At 40.9% G+C, this 18,577-nt stretch carries 15 protein-coding genes; 5 read left to right on the top strand and 10 right to left on the bottom strand.

The window, feature by feature from the left end; all coding sequences use genetic code 11:
* Positions 1-185: 185 nt before the first annotated feature.
* A complete protein-coding gene (locus ACZ5A8_RS02195; protein ID WP_464531965.1) occupies positions 186-1,814 on the top strand; it encodes a methylamine methyltransferase corrinoid protein reductive activase in 1,629 nt (542 codons plus the stop codon).
* A 1,308-nt stretch (positions 1,815-3,122) separates the two neighbouring features.
* Here the strand turns inward: ACZ5A8_RS02195 and purB are convergent.
* Complete coding sequence (gene purB / locus ACZ5A8_RS02190) at positions 3,123-4,469, bottom strand: adenylosuccinate lyase (protein WP_464531964.1); 1,347 nt, start codon at positions 4,467-4,469, stop codon at positions 3,123-3,125.
* Between the two features lie 789 nt (positions 4,470-5,258).
* On the opposite strand from purB, the gene ACZ5A8_RS02185 reads away from it, so the two are divergent.
* From ACZ5A8_RS02185 to ACZ5A8_RS02175, 3 genes are all read left to right on the top strand, one after another.
* Entirely contained in the window at positions 5,259-5,408 is a 150-nt protein-coding gene (locus ACZ5A8_RS02185; protein WP_229387697.1) for a 50S ribosomal protein L40e, read from the top strand.
* 6 nt (positions 5,409-5,414) lie between these two features.
* Entirely contained in the window at positions 5,415-6,158 is a 744-nt protein-coding gene (locus ACZ5A8_RS02180) for a phosphoglycerol geranylgeranyltransferase (RefSeq protein ID WP_464531962.1), read from the top strand.
* Positions 6,159-6,765: 607 nt separating this feature from the next.
* Positions 6,766-8,502, top strand: a complete 1,737-nt coding sequence (locus tag ACZ5A8_RS02175) for an ATP-binding cassette domain-containing protein (RefSeq protein ID WP_464531961.1) — start codon at positions 6,766-6,768, stop codon at positions 8,500-8,502.
* A gap of 137 nt (positions 8,503-8,639) precedes the next feature.
* Here the strand turns inward: ACZ5A8_RS02175 and ACZ5A8_RS02170 are convergent, their stop codons facing one another.
* The 4 genes from ACZ5A8_RS02170 to ACZ5A8_RS02155 form a co-directional block, all read right to left on the bottom strand.
* Positions 8,640-9,377 (bottom strand): flavodoxin family protein, encoded by a 738-nt coding sequence (locus ACZ5A8_RS02170; protein WP_464531959.1) that lies wholly within the window; start codon positions 9,375-9,377, stop codon positions 8,640-8,642.
* A gap of 119 nt (positions 9,378-9,496) precedes the next feature.
* Positions 9,497-10,105 carry a flavin reductase family protein gene (locus tag ACZ5A8_RS02165; RefSeq protein ID WP_229387690.1) on the bottom strand — a complete coding sequence of 203 codons (609 nt, stop codon included), beginning with the start codon at positions 10,103-10,105 and terminating at the stop codon, positions 9,497-9,499.
* Between the two features lie 322 nt (positions 10,106-10,427).
* Positions 10,428-11,642 (bottom strand): ABC transporter permease, encoded by a 1,215-nt coding sequence (locus ACZ5A8_RS02160; RefSeq protein WP_464533982.1) that lies wholly within the window; start codon positions 11,640-11,642, stop codon positions 10,428-10,430.
* A gap of 158 nt (positions 11,643-11,800) precedes the next feature.
* Positions 11,801-13,045 (bottom strand): IS110 family RNA-guided transposase, encoded by a 1,245-nt coding sequence (locus ACZ5A8_RS02155; RefSeq protein WP_464530608.1) that lies wholly within the window; start codon positions 13,043-13,045, stop codon positions 11,801-11,803.
* Between the two features lie 629 nt (positions 13,046-13,674).
* On the opposite strand from ACZ5A8_RS02155, the gene ACZ5A8_RS02150 reads away from it, so the two are divergent.
* The gene (locus ACZ5A8_RS02150) at positions 13,675-15,012 is read left to right on the top strand and encodes an ATP-binding protein (RefSeq protein WP_464531957.1); all 1,338 of its coding nucleotides are present in this window, start codon (positions 13,675-13,677) and stop codon (positions 15,010-15,012) included.
* Between the two features lie 440 nt (positions 15,013-15,452).
* On the opposite strand, the gene ACZ5A8_RS02145 is transcribed toward ACZ5A8_RS02150, so the two are convergent.
* From ACZ5A8_RS02145 to ACZ5A8_RS02125, 5 genes are all read right to left on the bottom strand, one after another.
* On the bottom strand, positions 15,453-16,709 hold the full coding sequence (locus ACZ5A8_RS02145; RefSeq protein WP_464531955.1) for a COG1361 S-layer family protein: 1,257 nt from the start codon (positions 16,707-16,709) through the stop codon (positions 15,453-15,455).
* Positions 16,710-16,897: 188 nt separating this feature from the next.
* Complete coding sequence (locus ACZ5A8_RS02140) at positions 16,898-17,785, bottom strand: ABC transporter ATP-binding protein (protein ID WP_464531953.1); 888 nt, start codon at positions 17,783-17,785, stop codon at positions 16,898-16,900.
* A 164-nt stretch (positions 17,786-17,949) separates the two neighbouring features.
* Positions 17,950-18,114, bottom strand: a complete 165-nt coding sequence (locus ACZ5A8_RS02135) for a hypothetical protein (protein WP_464531951.1) — start codon at positions 18,112-18,114, stop codon at positions 17,950-17,952.
* Entirely contained in the window at positions 18,111-18,242 is a 132-nt protein-coding gene (locus ACZ5A8_RS02130; protein ID WP_464531950.1) for a hypothetical protein, read from the bottom strand. Before ACZ5A8_RS02130 ends, ACZ5A8_RS02135 begins: the two co-directional genes overlap by 4 nt.
* The gene (locus tag ACZ5A8_RS02125; protein WP_464531949.1) at positions 18,230-18,394 is read right to left on the bottom strand and encodes a hypothetical protein; all 165 of its coding nucleotides are present in this window, start codon (positions 18,392-18,394) and stop codon (positions 18,230-18,232) included. Before ACZ5A8_RS02125 ends, ACZ5A8_RS02130 begins: the two co-directional genes overlap by 13 nt.
* Positions 18,395-18,577: the final 183 nt, after the last annotated feature.

Here is an 18,577-nt window from a genome sequence, read left to right as displayed (position 1 = left end):
AGCCAGAAAAAGAAGGAGGAGGAAATCCATCAGACTTCAAAATATATATAACAATGAATAAAACGCCTTATTTATTTATATGTCGTTTTTCAAAGTAGTAAATACATAAAATAGATACATGAAATTTCAAACGGCTTGCAGTATGTCAAAACACCCGGAAAAATAAAAAAATGAGGGGAGTTTATATGAGATATGGAGTTGCAATTGACCTGGGAACAAGCGGGTATCGAGCTCAGAAGGTAGACCTTGATACAAAGGAAATCAAAAGGACAGTAATAACATTGAGAAATCCCCTTCCCGGAGCGAATGTGATGGACCACATGGACTTCGCAATTCACTACGGGCAGGAACTTGCGCACGGGCTTTCCGTAAATGCGGTAAAAAACCTGCTCCAGACACTTGATGTGCAAAGCGGAGAACTTGACAGACTTTCAATCTGCGGAAACCCTATCCAGTTATCTATTTTTCAGGGAATCAGTATTGAAGATCTGGCTTATGCAGGAGAACGGAAGAAAAAGAAGTACAATATACAGGAACAGAATAGAAATGCAAGAATAATATCCAGCAGCGAAATTTCAGGGCTTGAGGAATTTAACTGCGAAGTTGTAGTCCCTCCTGCAATAAAACATGAAGTAGGAGCCGATGCCCTTGCTCTTATAACCAAATCAGGAATGCTTAATAGTGATAAGATTTCGATTGCAACGGACTACGGAACAAATGCCGAGATGGCGCTCAAAGTGAAAGATATTATTTATACAGGCTCGGCAGCTGCAGGGCCGGCTCTTGAAGGGCAGCAGATAAAGCATGGGACCCTTGCTTCCCCCTTTGCGATTTCGGATTTTGAATTCGAGGACGGGGCATTGAGGAATTATGTATTGAACGAAGAAATGAAACCTGATCCTGGAGATCTTGTTGACCCTAAAACCGGAGAAATTCTTGAAGAAGGACAGATCAAAGCAAAAGGAATTACAGGCACAGGAGTTATCGCCCTTATAGAAAAAGCTCTGGGGCACGGCCTGGTTGAACTTCCAAGAATCAAAACTCCGGACGAACTAATTCATCTCCAGAACAAAATAACATTCTCAGAAAGAGACCTTAAAGAGGCCGGAAAAGCCATTGGTGCAATAAGGGCAGGGCACATTACTCTCTGTGCAGCTGCAGGTATCGAATTGACAGATATTGACACGGCATATATGGCAGGCGCTGCCGGCACGTATATGGACGCGGAAAAAGCCCAGAAAATTGGCTTGATCCCTTACTCCACAGGAAAAATTGCCCAGCTCGGAAATACTTCTCTTGCAGTTGCAAGGGAAATCCTTCTTTCGGAAGAAAGACTGTGGGAACTTCAGGACATTGCAAACCAGATAATAGGCACTCATATAATGTTTGCGACTGCTCCGGAGTTCCGGGACGTCTATGTTCTTGAGCTTGCATACTGGGAAGAGGGAATGCCCTTTAAGATGTTTAAGAAATATCTTAAAAAGAAAGGGCTCCCGTCACTCGGCGACCCCATAAGTAACCCTGTGGTGGATAAGCGCGTGGAAAGAGATATTCCCGTGCTTGGCGAAGAAGGCCTGTACGTGCTCGAAAGAGTCGGGACCTATATGACCATGGTTGTTGATTGCCCGGAATGCAGAAAATGCATAAAAGTCTGCCCCAATGAAGCCATTACAATTGACGAGGAAAACAGGGTTATGATAAGTACCGACCTCTGCGAAGGCGCACACTGCCAGAAATGCATAAGAGCCTGTCCGCCCGACAAATTTAACTGGGAGAACCTTGAGGTTTTCAAACCACCACAGCCGCAAAAGTAAAATGAGCCTGATTGTTATTTAACCGGCACTCAGGTGACTGTGACAAAGAAAAAACAGCAATCTGAAACTGCAAATGTATCTTATTGAGAGTAATACCGAGGAGCGAGTCTGTCCCAATATATTTAAAAGTGCGTCCAGCATTACTCAGGTTTTTACATAAAAGATTTAAGAAACTTTCCGGAGCAAGAAAAAGTTAAGGAATCCAAGTAAAAATAAGAAGTAACTTTTAGCAAAAAGGAAGTTTTGGACGGTTGTGTGCAGAATAAACACAAATTATATAAATAACCTCATCATAAGGATTATTGAGGCATCTAATCCACTTTCACACCATAAATCATCTACCACATCTAGCCCAAATAGATATTTAAGTTACGCAACGCCGTTTTTTAGATGCCTCAATACCACATAAAACAAAGTTAACTGGGATAGATAATCATCATATATAAACTTTTATATTCAATTTTTAAAATAAAAATTGGATTAGCGACCTTATTCAGAAGAAGAAGTGAATTTCGCACAGAATAAAGAATTAAGACTTCCGAAAGTTCAAAAGCTTTAATAACTCTAGAAAAAGTGCATCTTTTTTATTCAGGCTTATTCAGGTCAGGGCATCAAAAGCATTATTCATAGATGATTTATACATTTCTCTGTTAAGTTCAGGTATACAGAGATTCTGACGAAATAGAAGGAAATAGCCAGATCGAAAAAATAGCCAGGTTCGGCCCGTACGGCCTGTAATTTGAATAATACCTTAAGGCTGATATTTTAAATAAAACACAGTCTAGTTGAAGAAAATAAAGAAGAGGGCAAAAATAGGCAATGGGAGGGCGAATCATTTAGAAAGAGTAAGAAGTAAAACTAGCACAAATTTTATAAACAACCTCTACGTAGGAGTTAATGAGGCATCTAATCCATTTTCACACCGTAAATCATCTACCACATCTAGCCCAAATAGATATTTAAGTTACGCAACGCCTATTTTTTAGATGCCTCAATCACCCAATTTGGATGAAACCTTTGATAAAGTCTTCTTATAAGAATAGAATTCATCAGATATAAATATTTATATTTAACTCTGACTATAATTGTACAACGTAATTAATACATTTCTATTCCTTACAAAATGATTACGTTTTTTTCTACAGGTCCCTTACTTAAGATTATGTTTGGATTGTGAATATGCACTGTTCACAAAAGAAAGTGATCTTATAGATATAGTATCAGGAAGTACAGGTGAAAAACCTCAAGTACACATGCTTTATTTTCAGAAGGAATAGAAGGAGAGGAAAAAGAAAAAAGAGGAGGAAGTCAAAGGGAATAAGCTTCACGAAGTTTTATAACAAGCGCTTCGACCTGTTCCACTGCTGTTCCTATATACTTATCAGGGTTTACAAGGTTCTCAATATCTTCTGCACTCAAGTACCTTGAAACAGAAGGAGTATCCAGAAGAACCTGTTTGAAATGCTGCCCTGTATCATGGGATCTCATCGCTGCAGTCCTGACGAGTTCATGAGCTTCCTGTCTGCCTACGCCTCTTTTTGCAAGTTCTATCATTACAGCTTCGCCCATATTCAGACCTCTCAATAGATCCAGGTTCCTGCGGATATTTTCGGGATAGAACCTGAGATTTTCAAGCACACTTATCCCAAGTTTAAAGATATGGTCCGTAAGCACACAGGCTTCCGGGAAAACAACTCTCTCACAGGAAGAATTTGTAAGATCTCGCTCGTCCCAGAGGGTATTATTAAGAAGTTCAGGTTCAATCATTGCCCTTACTATTCGTGCAAGCCCGCATATCTGCTCGGACTTTATAGGGTTGCGCTTGTGAGGCATGGTAGATGAACCTACCTGCTTTTTCCCGAAGCTTTCTTCAATCTCGGCAATTTCACTGCGCTGAAGAGTCCTGATTTCGATGCCGATCTTGTCCAGAGTAGTGACCGCATTTGCCATCCACATAACAAACTCGGCGTGCCTGTCCCTCTGAATAATCTGATTGGAGACATCCACAGTCCCGATTCCGAGATGCTGCATGGTAAGTTTCTGGATAAGAATTCCGGATTTTCCAAAGGCTGCCTGAGTCCCGACAGCTCCGGTCATCTGACCTACGGTAGCCCTCGGAGTCAGCTCGTAAAGGCGGTCAAGATGTCTTGAAATCTCGGAAGCCCAGATTGCAAAACGGAGCCCATAGGTTGTAGGAACTCCTATCTGCCCATGTGTCCTTCCGCAGCAAACGGTGTTCTTGTGGGCTTCCGCCTGGTTTACCAGAACCTTGAGCAGGATTTTGAGCTTATCTTCAAGAATATCGATTGCGTCCTTTATCTGTAGAGCTGTTGCCGTGTCAAGGATATCATTTGAAGTGGCTCCGAAATGGACCCACTTTCCGGCATCATCTCTGCACTGCTCAGAAATAGCAACAACAACAGCCATCATATCGTGATGTATCTCGGCTTCGATTTCATCAACTCTGTCAGCCTTTACTGATGTAACACATTCGAAGATGACCTCAGCCGCTTCTGCGGGGATAAGTCCCATATCCGCTTCTGCCCGGGCAAGGGCTGCCTCGGTCTGTAAGATCTTAGCAAGTCTGTTTTCCTGACTCCATACATGTTTCATTTCTGCTGTACCGTATCGGTATTCTATAGGATGAATAGCCACATAAATCACCTTACTGGAATCGGGAATTTAATTTAATCCCGGGTCTACTTTAAACCTTAAATCAATCTTAGTTTTTAATAGTCTGGATTTAATATGTTTTGCCAAAAATTACTCTTAGACTAAGATTATCCTTTAGATTAAATTGCCTTTCATTTGTATTCGGTTAAGGATTTTGAGCTGCGGATCTCGATTTCGACGGAAAAACTCAAACCCAAATGTTTAGTGTTTAAATTGAAATCGATATCAGATTCCAGTTTTGCATTTGATGAATAATTTAACAAATTTTATGAAAATCAATGCAAGTGATAACGATTTTTCCTTAACCGATGACCAATGAATTGCCTTTAACTTAAATTGCCTTTAACTTAAATTACATTTAGCCTAAATTATCCTTAGCCTGAATGATTTTTGACACTGTACGGTTTCACTATTAACTTTACAAATCCTCAATATCAGCCTGCTATCCGGCAGTGCAATATACATTTAATACATTTACCAGAACTGCCAGTATTAATGATATCATTACTGTCAAATAGAGTAACCTGTCAAATAGAGTAATACTACTGTTCCGCAGATGATAACTTCAGCCTGGGATACGGAATAAACAACGGAACCAATAAATAAACTTTGAGTCTGCAGGATAGAAAAGAAATCAGGATATATGAGAAAAAAAGAGTTACAAACTCAGCAGGTAGTGTAATTTCTTGATGAAAAACATTATATGCCTTAACATCCTTTAAGCGGGCTATATACCGTATTGATAATAAAAAATAATAGCAGGTGACAAAAATGGCTCGTTTTCCAGAAGCAGAAGAAAGATTATTAAACAAAAAGATCTGCATGAAGTGTAATGCCAGGAACGCTGTAAGGGCAACTCGCTGCAGAAAATGCGGCTACGGTGCTCTTCGTGTGAAATCCAAGGAATCCAAGGGAGCATGATCTTTTTTGCAGGTGGAAGCACACCTCCAGAAAATTATTGAACAGGACGGAAAAGTTCATCTTACCCTTATCGACCCGGCGTCCCAGACGCCTGAGCGAGCCGCCGAAATTGCTCTTGCAGCAGTTGAAGGAGGCACCGACGCCATCATGATAGGGGGCTCAACCGGAGCGTCGGGAACCCTATTAGATGAAACTGTAGTAAAGATTAAAGAAAAGGTAAATGTCCCCATCATCCTTTTCCCGGGAAGTTCAGCCGGACTTAGCGGATATGCAGATGCAGTATTCTTCATGAGCCTCCTGAATTCCAGAGATATAGGGTATGTGATTACAAACCAGGTGCTTGGAGCTCCGCTTGTATACCGAAGCCAGATTGAGCCAATCTCCATGGCATACCTTGTGGTCGAACCCGGCGGCACTGTTGGCTGGGTGGGGGATGCAAAACTGATACCCAGGAAGAAACCTGAAATTGCTGCGGTCTATGCTCTTGCAGGCAAATACCTTGGCATGCACTATACTTACCTAGAAGCAGGATCCGGAGCCGATTTACCTGTCAACCCCGAAATGATAGGGGCTGTCAAACAGGTACTCGGAGAAAACAAGCTTATTGTTGGCGGCGGGATCAGAGACGCAAAGACTGCAAAGCTCTGTGCTTCTGCAGGTGCGGATATGATCGTCACCGGCACAATTGTTGAAGAAGTAAAGGACGTTACTGCAAAAGTGGCTGAGATTGTATTAGCCATAAAAAGATGAACTCCTGACAAAGGAATTCAAGGCGTGCTGCCTGCTTTTCAGCAATCAAAAAGATTCATTTCACTATTTTATTTTATTTTAGTTATATTTATTTTCAGAGTATTAGTTTAAAGAGCTTTAGCTCTATCGATTTTCTGTCCTCCTAGCTGATTAGGAGATAATATTCGTAAGTTCAGTCGTGGTGCATCAGGTATAACAAATGACCCACCACAGACACTGGAGTACGTTTATGAATAAAAACCAAAAACAGCAGAAAAATGAACGTAAGAGAGGAAGTCTACGAACAAATCATCGATATAGGATTTCATTTTACTGTAATTCATAAATACCGAAACATTTTATTTCAGAAACTGTTTTCACACTTAGAAACTATACTGATACTCAAATTTCTGGAATACAAAACAGCATCAATTTACAGGCAGCCGATTGTAATAAATAGTTTCAGAGGTAATACTTGACTCCTGTTTTAATTATCTTCTACTAATACGGACGGATCTGAGATGCAACTGTTGAGAACAGGCAAATGCTGCAGGAAGAAAGACATCGAATCTGTGAAATCCGTTCGGGACCCAGCGTCAATTTGCTATCAACACTAAGAGGTATGATTATGATTAGAATTTCCAATCTGGTAAAAGATTATGAGGTACATTCCGAAAAAATAAGGGTACTGGACCATATCGACCTCACGGTGGAGGACGGGGAGATCCTCGGAATTACAGGTAGAAGCGGAAGCGGAAAATCGACTCTGTTACGGATTATCCGTGGAGTTGAACCCTTCGAGGAGGGGACTGTGGAAGTGGACGGAGAAACTGTAACCCCTGATTCAGGGATTGAAGGAGAAAAATTCCTGAAAAACGTAACCGCGATACACCTCCAGCGAAATTTTGGGCTCTGGAACGGGCCTGCAATAGAAAACATCATAAGGAAACTGAATTACCTCAGAGTAGGTAATGAAGCCATTCCGCACAACGAGACTGAAGATTATGATAACCTCTTTGTTGAGGCAATGGAGTACATGAAGCTTGTAGGTCTGGAACACAAAGCCCTTCACTCCACAAATCTCCTGAGCGGCGGGGAAAAGCAAAGGGTTGTGATGGCAAGACAGCTTGCTGCAAAACCGAAAGTTCTCCTCCTGGACGAGCCCGTAACAATGACGGGGCCGGATACGAAGCAGGAAGTCCTTGATGTGATAAAGGGCCTGAAAGAGAGGTTGAATATCCCGATTATAGTAGTCTCTCACCTTCCTGAAATCCACGCATATCTTGCAGACAGGCTTATCTTCCTCGAAAACGGAAAAGTCACAGCCGATGGAGAACCTGCCCAGGTACTTAAAAACTTCCTGAGAGACATGAAATCCAGAGAAGAACTCTCAGAACATGGAAATAAAGAAATCTGTATTAAAGTAAAGGAGATTTCAAAGCGTTATTCCCTTATCCGGATGGGGGAAGTCCTCAATATTAAAGACTTCTCTCTGGATGTTTACAAAGGAGAAATTCTGGCATTTATCGGTCCTTCAGGAGCCGGAAAAACAACCATTATGAAATTGATTGAAGGACTGATCAAGCCGAAAAGCGGGTCTGTTGAGTATCTCTGCAATGGTGACTGGGTGGATGTTACCGAATATAGCAAAAAACGCATGGAACTCAGGCGGATTATGAGCGTTATGAACCAGGAATTCTCAATGTCCGTGAATTCCACTGTAAGAGACCAGATACGTTTCAGGCTGAGCATGAAAAAACAGGGTGCAATTGAATATGCGAGAAACAAAGCCAGGGAAATGGGACTTTCAGATGAAACTCTGGATACTATCTACCGCTTGCCCGATATGCCTGAAGAGGAAAAGACTAACGCACTCAGGGAGCTGAACCTCAGTGACACGATCTACTTCGAACTGTTCCCTGCAATTCCGGTAACCGATGTCGAGAGTTATGCAAAGCCGGTCTTCGAAGCTCTTGACCTGCCAATGGAAGTACTTTACAAAACCCCCTACCAGATAAGCGGAGGAGAACATGTTAGAGCTTTTATTGCCCTGAGCCTTGCAACCTCGCCGGAATACCTTATGCTTGATGAGCCTTTCGGAGACCTTGACCCTGTAACCCTCAGGGATGTGACAAACTCATTAAAAAGGATCAATGAACGTTTCGGCACTACCATCGTACTTGTGAGCCACCACATGGACTTTGTCCGGGAAGTTGCCCATCGGGCTGCATTGATAGAAAATGGAGCCCTTGTAATGGATGGAAAGCCAGTTGAAGTTTGCCAGGAACTGATAAACAGAAGTAATGCACCTTACATGGAGCACAACCTGGAAGACCTCATTGAAGGCAGCCTGAAAAACGAGTAATATGAGAGTCTATTTCATGAGAGTCTGCTCCAGGCTCTTTATTCTTATTTAATTTCAGCATTTTGTTTAGTTAGTATCAGCAGAGTTCAGCTACTGCAGACTACTAAAGAATCCAGAAGGGAAAAGAATACTCTATTTTATTTTTCTCCTTTTTGATATTCTTTAATTAGCCGATCCCATTCTTCGTTTCCGAATTTTATGTACAGGCTCGGAGGCACAATTGGTTTCTCAAGGTCTTTAATTGTTTTTTCTGAAAGCGCCTGATTTTCGACGATTTCTTTGCCAGCGGACCTGAGCAGCTTTTTGTATTTTCCGATCAGAGGCTTTAACATAATATTATTTGTGCCCCTGAAAATTTCCCCTTCTCCCCTGTAGATTTCTGCAATCAGTTCGGTATGAAAAGTTCTTGCCAGCCGCCTGAAAAAAAGGCGTGCTACATCGAAATTTGTCTGTCCTGGCAGCCCGGCGTTTGAAACCACAACGAATTTCGGATACGTCTCGTAACGTTTAACGTGCCTGTACTCGCCCATTCCGTCCTCTTCAAATTGAGGTAGAAGGAATGGAGCAAGCCTTTCTATAAAATTTTTCATTAAGGAAGGAACGTTATCAAAATATACAGGACATGCAAAGACTACGATATCCGAAGCCATAAACATCGGAAGCAAATCATCCATATCGTCACGGATAGTACATATTCCGGGAGTCTTGAGCCAGCACTCAAATTTTCCCCTGCAACGTCTTATGTTTTTCTCGGCAAGAATGATATTTTCAGTTTCTGCCCCTGCTTCTTCTGCCCCTTTCAGAAATTCCTCAACCATAATAAGGGTGTTTCCTTCCCCGCCTTTATGGCTCCCGCTGAACACTGTTATTTTCATACAACAACCCCCTGTATTCCATAAAAACTAAATGTGATGAGCTGAAAAAAAGAAGGCTCAAAACAACCTGAAGCAGGCCTCAAGACCGTTTATCGACATCTGCAAAGAGAGCCATCCTTCTACCTATCAGTTTCGTTTCTGTCTTCATTAATGTTTTCGCGGAATTTTTTTCCCGCACACCATGCTTTACCCAGATGTTCTCCGATTCCCCAGTAGTTATTGTCGTACATTGAAAAAACGATAGGTTTGACCTTTTCTATATCAGGAACTCCGTTACAAAGGTATTGTTCTTCTGCATAGCTTTCCACAATCTCGCCAATAAAAACTTCATTAGTCCCTCCGAAATCAAGAGTGTCCACCAGCCTGCACTCAAGGTTTACAGGGCACTTCCGGATCATGGGAGCTTTTTCGAGCTTTCCGTAGAAAGTTTTGAAGATGTCGGATTTGTCTACTTTTTTTCCGGAAACTATGCCGCAGTAATCCGTAGCCTCAACCATATCTCTAGAAGGAATATTCACGCTGAAGCAATTGTTTTCTTTAATTCCTTCATTTGTATAGTGCATTTTGCCCAGGGTAACTGCGATCATTGGAGGACTTGCCTGCACAATTCCGCAAAAAGCAACTGTCAGGTAGTTTGGCTTTCCATTCACATCGGCACCCACAAGAATAGTGGGCATAGGATAAAGGAAATTCCTGGCACCAATGGCTATTTTTTCTCCGGTTTCCACCCTTTACCTCCACAATGCTATATAAACAAAAATCTGGGTTTACATTACATAATGTCCTTTACGAACCGGGAAGGATAAATTAAGAAATTTGCTTTGTAAATCCGTTATTGTAGAAGTATTCCTCCGATCTTTAATTAGCGTTCCGGTTTATGCTGTGATATAGACTAAGATATAATTGCACCGAATATAAATGCCTGCATAAATGAGAGCATAAAATGTTTGAGAAAAAAATACTAACCCTGAAACAAGACAAAATGGGAGAAAAGAAATAAAGAAAAAGAAAACTTATGGACTATAAAACTCAAACTCCCTACCCTCCTTTTTACTCATGCCTCAGTGCATCCACAGGAGCCAGTTTTGCTGCTTTGTTTGCCGGATAAACCCCTGCAGCAACCCCTACAATAACTGCGACGAGAATTCCGACCTCGAAAACATAATGAGGGTACAGGAATGGCAAATCAAGAGCAGTTGTGATGGCATAGGCCCCCACAATTCCAACCGCTAATCCCAGAAGCCCTCCAAACAGGCTGAGAATAATAGACTCGATAATAAAGAGAATAAGGATATCAGTACCTGAAAAGCCAAGTGCCTTCATGATCCCTATTTCCCTGGTGCGCTCAGTAACTGTAACAAGCATTATATTCATTATTCCTATCGAGCCTACAAGCAGGGAGATGAGGGCCACTGCAACAAGGAAATTCCTCAGAGTATCAGCAAGCTGGTTTGTCTGCTCAAGGACATCTGCCTGATTAAAAATGCGGTAGGGTTTTGAGTCCTCATCATCAAGATCCCTTGAAGAGACTCCAAAGTTCCGGGCAAGCCGCTTGTCCACTTCGTCCGAGGTTTCTACCACATCCTCAATGTTGTCAGACATGGCAAAAAAGGCTGAAAAATCATCTTCTTCAAGCATCTGGTTGATGGTTGAAACAGGGATAAAGATGGTCACGTCTCTATCGATTCCCCCTCCGACAAACGAAGTGTTCAGGCTTTCAATGATGCCTTTAACCTTGAACGTTCGGGTTACTGTCCTGCCTCCTTCCAGGCGCAGGGTAATATCTATTGAACTGCGGGAAGAAATGTTCCTGTCGAATTTCTCATTTGCAACCTTAGATCCGATGGCTGCGGAAAAAGCATCCTGGTCGCTTATGAAACTGCCACTTTCCATAATAATGTTAGCGGTATTCTCATAGTCCCCGGTTACCCCTGCAATGTCAATATTTTTTGTTTGAGAGAAGTAGGTTACCTCCCCTAGTTGCTGTTTTATTGGAGAAACTCCGCTGATCCCGGGAGTTTTTTCTATTAATTGAAGCTCATTGTTGTAAAAAAGGTTAGGTTCCTGGCTGTAAACAATAATAAAGTTAGAACCCTGGGCATTAATTTCCTCTTCAAAAAAAACATTGAAACTTTCCCCAAGGGAGACGTTTGCAACCACTGCAGCAATCCCTATGATAATACCAAGAGTTGTCAGACCTGAGCGAAGCTTTGCACTCGCTATACTTCCAAGGGATATACCGATAGCTTGCCTTACCTTCAGCATACGACCTCCCATTCAAAAAAATCCGGGCTGCTTAAACTCTACCTGAAGCTTCAAGCAGGCATGAAAATGTTAAAGCTCTTTTACCTCTTAAGGAGGCTTTACCTTCAAACAATCCGATGATTATTAATTTAGCATGAAAGTACATGAGGATATCTTCCTCACATGCTCTCTTCATCCTCTTTTCGCGTTATTGCAAATATTTCACTAATTATTTTTATTCGTTCATCAACTGAGAATATCTCGGTCTCAACAATCTTTCTCTTTTGAATTTCCCTTTTTTTATATCCAGTTTCATCTTCGTACATCTCATCATTCGTAATAAGATGCCATATTATCGTTGCAATTTTCCTTGCCAAGGCAATAATTGCCTTTGCATGTCCAATTGACTTCTTTTTCCTGTTAAAAAACTCTTTTAACTTACTGTTATTCTTTCTTGCCGCTGCTTGAGCAATCTGCGTCAGAATCCATCTTGCTCTCTTTGATCCTCTCTTTGTGATTCTTCCGTTGTGGTATTTATCTGCAGATTGATACACATTAGGAACCAGACCAAGCCAAGAAGCAAGCTTATCTCCAGAAGAAAAATCCTTGAAATTGCCTATTTCAGCAAGTAGAATTGCCGCACCAAGTTCTCCTATACCTGGAACTGACATTAAAATCTCCATTTCTCGCTTATGATTTCTATAAGCATAATTGAAAATTTCTTTTTCTAAAGCTTCGATCTCATCATCAAGACTTTTTATGAGTTTTAGACAGATCTGAAGTCTGAATGCAGCACTTTGAGAGATTTCTCGCTCAAGAATTTCTCTGATTTGATCACTTTTTTTACGAACATTTGGAGAAAGACTTGCGATAATCTGGTCAACAGTCTTACCTGAAGAGATTCCTGATAAGATCATTCTGCCATTCTTGCCGAAAATGTCTGTCAGCACATTCTTCAGGTTTAACATTTCAGATGCAAGAATTGAGTGAGCTTTATTTTTTAGATCTGTTCTTTTTTGTACAAGTGTTAACCGAAGTCGAACATATGATCTAAAATCTCTATGATCCTTTGGAAAAACTCTTGATGGCTGAATCATATTATTAAGTGCAAGTTGTGCAATGACTTCTGAATCAATCTTATCTGTTTTTTTATGTGTAAATACCTTCATATCTCGCGCATTTCCAACTATCACCGGTAGATGCTTTATCAAAGAATCATGGACAGGAACCCAAAAGTCACTTGTTGATTCACATGCAACAACATTACATTTTTCTGATATTACCCAATTTTTAAGGGCTAAAATTCCCTCATCATCTCTGTCGAAACGCTGCTGTTGTTTTTCACCAGATCTACTGAGAATTGTAGCAATGAAAAAGAGTTTGTGAATGTCTAAACCACAAGCTTTGTTTATGACTTCAATCATCAAATAATATCACCCAATTTATTTGGGCAGTGGAATTGCCTCAAAGGCCAATTTAGCATCCGTGATCAAAGTCACACTTGAGCCTTCGATGGCAATTCACTGATTAGTTTTCTGACGGTTTTGAAAAACCAAAATTAGGACAACCTTACTGCCCAAAGTAATAAGGAATTCAATAGCCAAAAAAGTGGGGTAAAGTACTTTCATTTAGTTGTGCATGTTATTCAAAGAATATCATGTGCGTTTTCTATAAAAACCAATAGATATTGGTTTACAAATATATAATAGACCATTACAAGAAATGGGAAGGTTCCTTCGGATATTCTGCTGTGATAGAAGTGTAGAAGCTGAACTAACTTTAAAACATTATAAATTAGCACATTTCTTATATATGCTGATGTTATATGATAGAAAATATAAGCATAAGTATGAAATGTAGAAAGTTAAGAAGAAATAAAAGATAGAAATTAAATGTTGCCCTGAATTTAGAAACATTTACCAAACACTTTAAACGGGATTTAGAGCAATAGAAGTTATCCTATATACCTCCACAGCCTCTGCTTCATGCCCCATTAAAACCGGACTGCGCGCTGAGAATGCGCTTATTGTAAACACATGGAGGGGGAAAAAATTTGATAAAAAATACTGACGAACACCCCGAACTCTTTTCAAGCATTCCACAGAGCTCCCAGCTCTCTGCCGTATACGACAATACCGAAGAACTGACAGAACTACTTGTTGCCTATTTTAAGCAGGGAATTGACAGGGAAGAGCATTGCATCTGGATCGTCCCGGATTCGCTGGCAGCCGAAAGAGCAAAGAGTGAACTTGAGAAAACAGGATTGGATGTTGGGAAATATATCACTTCATCCCAGTTAGAGATTATGCCGGTAGGCACACTTTCAGAAAGTATCCTCCTGTTTGAATCAGCATTAAAAGAACTCATGGAGGGGAGGGGTGGAAAAGCCATTTCCGAAGGATTTTCTGGATTCAGAATAAATCTCGATTTTAATACAGCTGGGAGCTCCTTCAAGCCCTTCCTTGAAAGATTAGAAAAAAACCTTGAAGAAATTGATCAGGATAGTAGAAGAAACCTCACTTTTCTCTATAGTTTCCCGCTTGGAGGATTATCGGGCAGCACACTTCTTGAGCTCGTGGAGAAGAGGGGCGTTCTCTTTAAAAGAAAAGACAAATGGGAATATCTGGTGAACACATGCGATGTAAATGGACAAAAAGAGCTTGAAACAACCCTTCTCAAAGCAAAAAAAGATGCTGAAGCCACAAACAGGGTAAAGAACAGTTTCATAATGAATATGAGCCATGAGCTTCGAACTCCCCTTAATTCAGTAATAGGCTTCTCTGACCTGTTGATGGAAGGAGCTTTTGGGCCCATGAATACAAAACAATCAAAGTATGTTAACAATATCCTGATAAGCGGGAAAAACCTGCTTGAAATTATTAATAACCTGCTTGACATCTCAAGACTTGAAGCTGGTGAAACGACCCTCAAGTACGAGGATGTGGACGTTGCAAGCCTCATAGGAGAGGTGAGAGTGAGCCTCCTGTCACCTGCTTCGGTTAAGAAAATTACTGTTGAACTGAACATAGACTCATCCGTAGGGAATGTTAAGGCTGATATTACAAAATTCCGGCAGATCCTGTACAACCTGGTCAGCAACGCCATAAAGTTTACTCCAGCGAGAGGAAAAGTAATTATCAGTGCCTGCAAAAAAGACGGGGATCTTGAAATTAAGGTTTCGGATAATGGAATAGGGATTTCAAAGGAGAGCTACGAAAAAATATTTATGCCCTTTACTCAGGCTGATTCTTCCGCAGCCCGCGGGTACGGTGGAGCCGGCCTTGGTTTATATATTGTGAGAAATTTCGTAGATCTTCACGGCGGAAAGATCTGGGTTGACTCAGAGGTAGGAAAAGGAAGTACATTTACCTTCACCCTTCCGCTAGAATAGGAAGAACCATCCATCTCAGAAAATAAAATGAAGAAAATAAACTCTTCTCTTAAAGGAAAAAGATCCAAGAAAACTAACTCTGCACCTGAACCAGGAAATTAAAACTGGAAAACCAGCTACAGAGAAAGGAAACTGAATTGAAAAAGGAAACTAAATTAAAAAAGAAAGCTGAAATTAAGAACTAACTAAAGTTAAGAAGTCTTTCAAAAAGAAGCCAGATCCGGCTGGATATGCCTGACCAAGAAAACCAGGTAAGCTCCAGAGGCTGCTGGATTACTGTAACAGCCTCTGGCTCATTACAGAGGCTGTAAACGCAGTATGAAGTCTGTTACTGCCTATCTTCCAATGAATCTAGAAAAGCCTGTTTGAACTCCTACTTATAGAGATTCAAAGCTCTTAACAGGCACGGTTTTGGAATTACTCCACGCTTTTCGGAATACTCATTTTTTTTTCCGCTGTTTGTTTCTATAAATCAGTGCACCGGCAGCAGCCAGGACGACAAGCAGAATGCCAATTAAAATCAGACCTGAACTGGTCCCCTGATTTTCCTCAACCTGTTGAATACGAAGGTTGCTTACCAGATTTTCGTGTTTGTTTATTCCGTTGCCATAATTTGCAGAAAGGCTAAGATTAATCGGTTCAGAGATTTTCCCTATATTTTCTGAAGATGGATCTGTCACAGCATCAAACTCTATTGTGAAAAGCTCATCAGCATCCATAGGCCCGATGAAATACTCGGCAGGGTAAAATTTCACCCCATCGGCTTCAGGTCTTATGCTGACAGAATTAAGTTCATTTGGATGGGTATTTGCTACGTCAAACTCGAGTGTAGCTTCGCCGTTTACCAGTCTGAGGGCCTTTGAAGGAATAACCTTTACATTCGAGGAATCAACTTCAAGAGGAATATTCTTCCGGCTGTTGTAATCAAAAGAATTGCCCTCGATTGCAAGTTCAAGGTTATGACTCCCTTCACTTGAATCCTCAGAAACCATAACGTTAAATGTGAGTTTAATGCTATCTCCGGGACCAAGTAGCCCCATCTCTCCGTAAGGGGCATCAAGAACAATTACTCCATCAGACAACGGCCTCAAAACCGCAGCCTGAATTCTCGCATTGGTATCATAGTCTTTTCCATCGATAGAAACTGTAGGCGCAGTTGCTGTATTGCTGAGGGTTACTGTAACAGTACCTCTATCTCCGGGCATGAAAGCTTCAGGGTTAGAGACTACCTCTTTGAGTTCCAGAGTACCTTTACTGTCAAAAGTTTCAGTACCTATCCTTATATCAAAAGTTTTCTCACTCCATGGGCTGTTTTTATCGGTCCTTGTACGAATGTCAATTGACCTTATTCCCTTCTGAGCATTCTTGTCCACGAAAAGGTGAAACTCTTTGGATGCAAATTTGTCGGGAGCAAGAGCCCCGATATTCTGTACTGCGTTTGCCTGAGAATCAAGGGAAAAGGGATATTCAGGAACTATTTCAATGTCAACATTATCTGCCCGGTCTCTACCTACATTTTCTACCTGAACTGTCATGTCCAGATACTCTCCTATCTTTGCAGGGTAAGGGTTTGTTTCAACTATTGTAACTTTCAGATTTGCACTGGTAGTTGCCGCAGATGCAGGTACCGCAAAAATAGATGAAACTAAAAGCAGAAAAATAACAACAAAAGTAATTGGGGTTTCCAGTATTTTCATTCTAACTCATCCTGATTGACTAAATTTGGAAATTAATTGTTAAGGGTGTTCTGGATTACTCGGGGCTATTCAGAGTATCCTGGACTATTCGGTGTATTGGATTATTTTGAGAATTGGATTGTTCAGATAATTGGATTGTTTGGACAATTGGATTATCCTGTATACGTAATGTTCAGAACTAGCCCAGATTACTCCGAATTGCTCTGGATTATTCCGTCTTTTACGAGCACTACCCTATCAGCATATTTTGCAATCTCAGGATCATGAGTAATCATTATGATTGTCCTGCCACCTTCGTTAAGCCTGGTAAACATACCAAGAATTTCACAACCTGTTTTAGAGTCCAAATTTCCTGTGGGCTCATCCGCAAGGAGGATTGCCGGGTCATTGATAAGAGCTCTTGCAATAGCGACCCTTTGCGATTGCCCTCCAGAAAGTTCACCGGGTTTATGGTTCATGCGATCCTCAAGCCCGACCATTTTAAGAAGGTCTTTTGCCCTTTTGCGCGTATCCACACCTTCTCTTGTGTTAGCGTAGGTGGGCAGTTCTACATTTTCAAGAGCAGTAAGCCTTGGAATTAGGTTAAAGGTCTGGAAAACAAAGCCGATCTCAAGCCCTCTGAGCCTGGCGACCTCCTTATCAGATAGTTTATTGATATCAAGTCCTTTAATTATGATCTTCCCTTCTGTAGGTCTGTCAAGAAAACCTATGAGGTTCATAAGTGTACTTTTTCCTGATCCTGAAGGACCCATTATAGCAAGAAATTCTCCTTCCCTTACTGTCAGGTTGATATCGCTGAGAATAGGGACTTCCGTGTCTCCCAGAATGTAACTCTTTTTGACATTGATAACTTCTATTACAGGGGCTCCTTTATTCAGATTTTCTTTTCTGATACCACTGTCCGGGCGACCGGAATGGGGCAGTTCACATTTAAAGGGCTCTTCGTCTGAAGTTTCATCAGAGACAAAGAGGCTTTCTTCAGGAGATAACTTTTCTTCAGTTCCACTATTTCTGTCTACTTCCGGGTTCGAATCTCCGGGAGAAGAAATTTTACGATCAAATATTGTGGGCTCCATGTCCACTCCGCCATTTGTTTAAACTTTGAAAGTATTATCATATTGAGATGAGGTACAATATCAACATTTCTTACTCTTAAGTGTTTGTCATCTACACTATATAATAAGAAAAATTCACAAAAGAATTGGTTCTCTTGACTCATATTTTCAAGTTTAGATATTAGTTATTCAAGTAAGATATCAAGCTTGAGCATATCTTTATGGTACCGTTTAGGGATTTCAATTTTTTTCTGCTGAACCTCACTGAGGTCTTCATTTCGATAGTGCTCGATCACATGAGGGATTTCAGTAATTACAGGTTGAATTTCGCCTGCCTGTGTCCTGATCAATTGTCCGATAGCGACCTTAATACATCCTTGTCTCCCCTTACATAGATTTTCCTTGTTCCGGGCTTTGTCCTTTTCACAATAAAGCCTGAGGGCTCAAGCTGACGGACCTTGTTGCTTACCGAAGCCAAAGAAAACCGGTCTCCTCAGCAAGTTCTTTAATTGAAACCTCTCCAGGTTCGATAAAAAGCCTGGCAACTATAGTTGAAGTGAGGCTGTCCATTCCGTAGGCTTTGCCAACCCGTTGATAAAAATTAATGAACTCCCTATCAATCTGATCCATAATCATTCAATCGTTTACTACTTTTAGTATTTTGAAAAAATAATGTAAATAGAAGTTACTTAAAGTTATTCTAACCCGTTAATTATTAATCGGGCTGGCTAAAAAAGACAAATGAAAAAACTGCGGAATGAAAAGAGCTGAAGGACGCTGAAAAAAGAAAAATGCTAAAGAATAAGGGTCGTT

This window comes from Methanosarcina subterranea (assembly GCF_055385895.1).
The sequence above is the reverse complement of the archived record's forward strand: the minus strand, read 5'-3'. Positions and strand labels throughout refer to the sequence as shown.

What these genes read in the sequence shown, in the direction of transcription:
- ACZ5A8_RS02195 (WP_464531965.1), top strand. Translation starts at nt 186, where the DNA reads ATGAGATATGGAGTTGCAATTGACCTGGGAACAAGCGGGTATCGAGCT.
- ACZ5A8_RS02185 (WP_229387697.1), top strand. Translation starts at nt 5,259, where the DNA reads ATGGCTCGTTTTCCAGAAGCAGAAGAAAGATTATTAAACAAAAAGATC.
- ACZ5A8_RS02175 (WP_464531961.1), top strand. Translation starts at nt 6,766, where the DNA reads ATGATTAGAATTTCCAATCTGGTAAAAGATTATGAGGTACATTCCGAA.
- ACZ5A8_RS02170 (WP_464531959.1), bottom strand. Translation starts at nt 9,377, where the DNA reads ATGAAAATAACAGTGTTCAGCGGGAGCCATAAAGGCGGGGAAGGAAAC.
- ACZ5A8_RS02160 (WP_464533982.1), bottom strand. Translation starts at nt 11,642, where the DNA reads ATGCTGAAGGTAAGGCAAGCTATCGGTATATCCCTTGGAAGTATAGCG.
- ACZ5A8_RS02155 (WP_464530608.1), bottom strand. Translation starts at nt 13,045, where the DNA reads ATGATTGAAGTCATAAACAAAGCTTGTGGTTTAGACATTCACAAACTC.
- ACZ5A8_RS02145 (WP_464531955.1), bottom strand. Translation starts at nt 16,709, where the DNA reads ATGAAAATACTGGAAACCCCAATTACTTTTGTTGTTATTTTTCTGCTT.
- ACZ5A8_RS02140 (WP_464531953.1), bottom strand. Translation starts at nt 17,785, where the DNA reads ATGGAGCCCACAATATTTGATCGTAAAATTTCTTCTCCCGGAGATTCG.
- ACZ5A8_RS02125 (WP_464531949.1), bottom strand. Translation starts at nt 18,394, where the DNA reads ATGGATCAGATTGATAGGGAGTTCATTAATTTTTATCAACGGGTTGGC.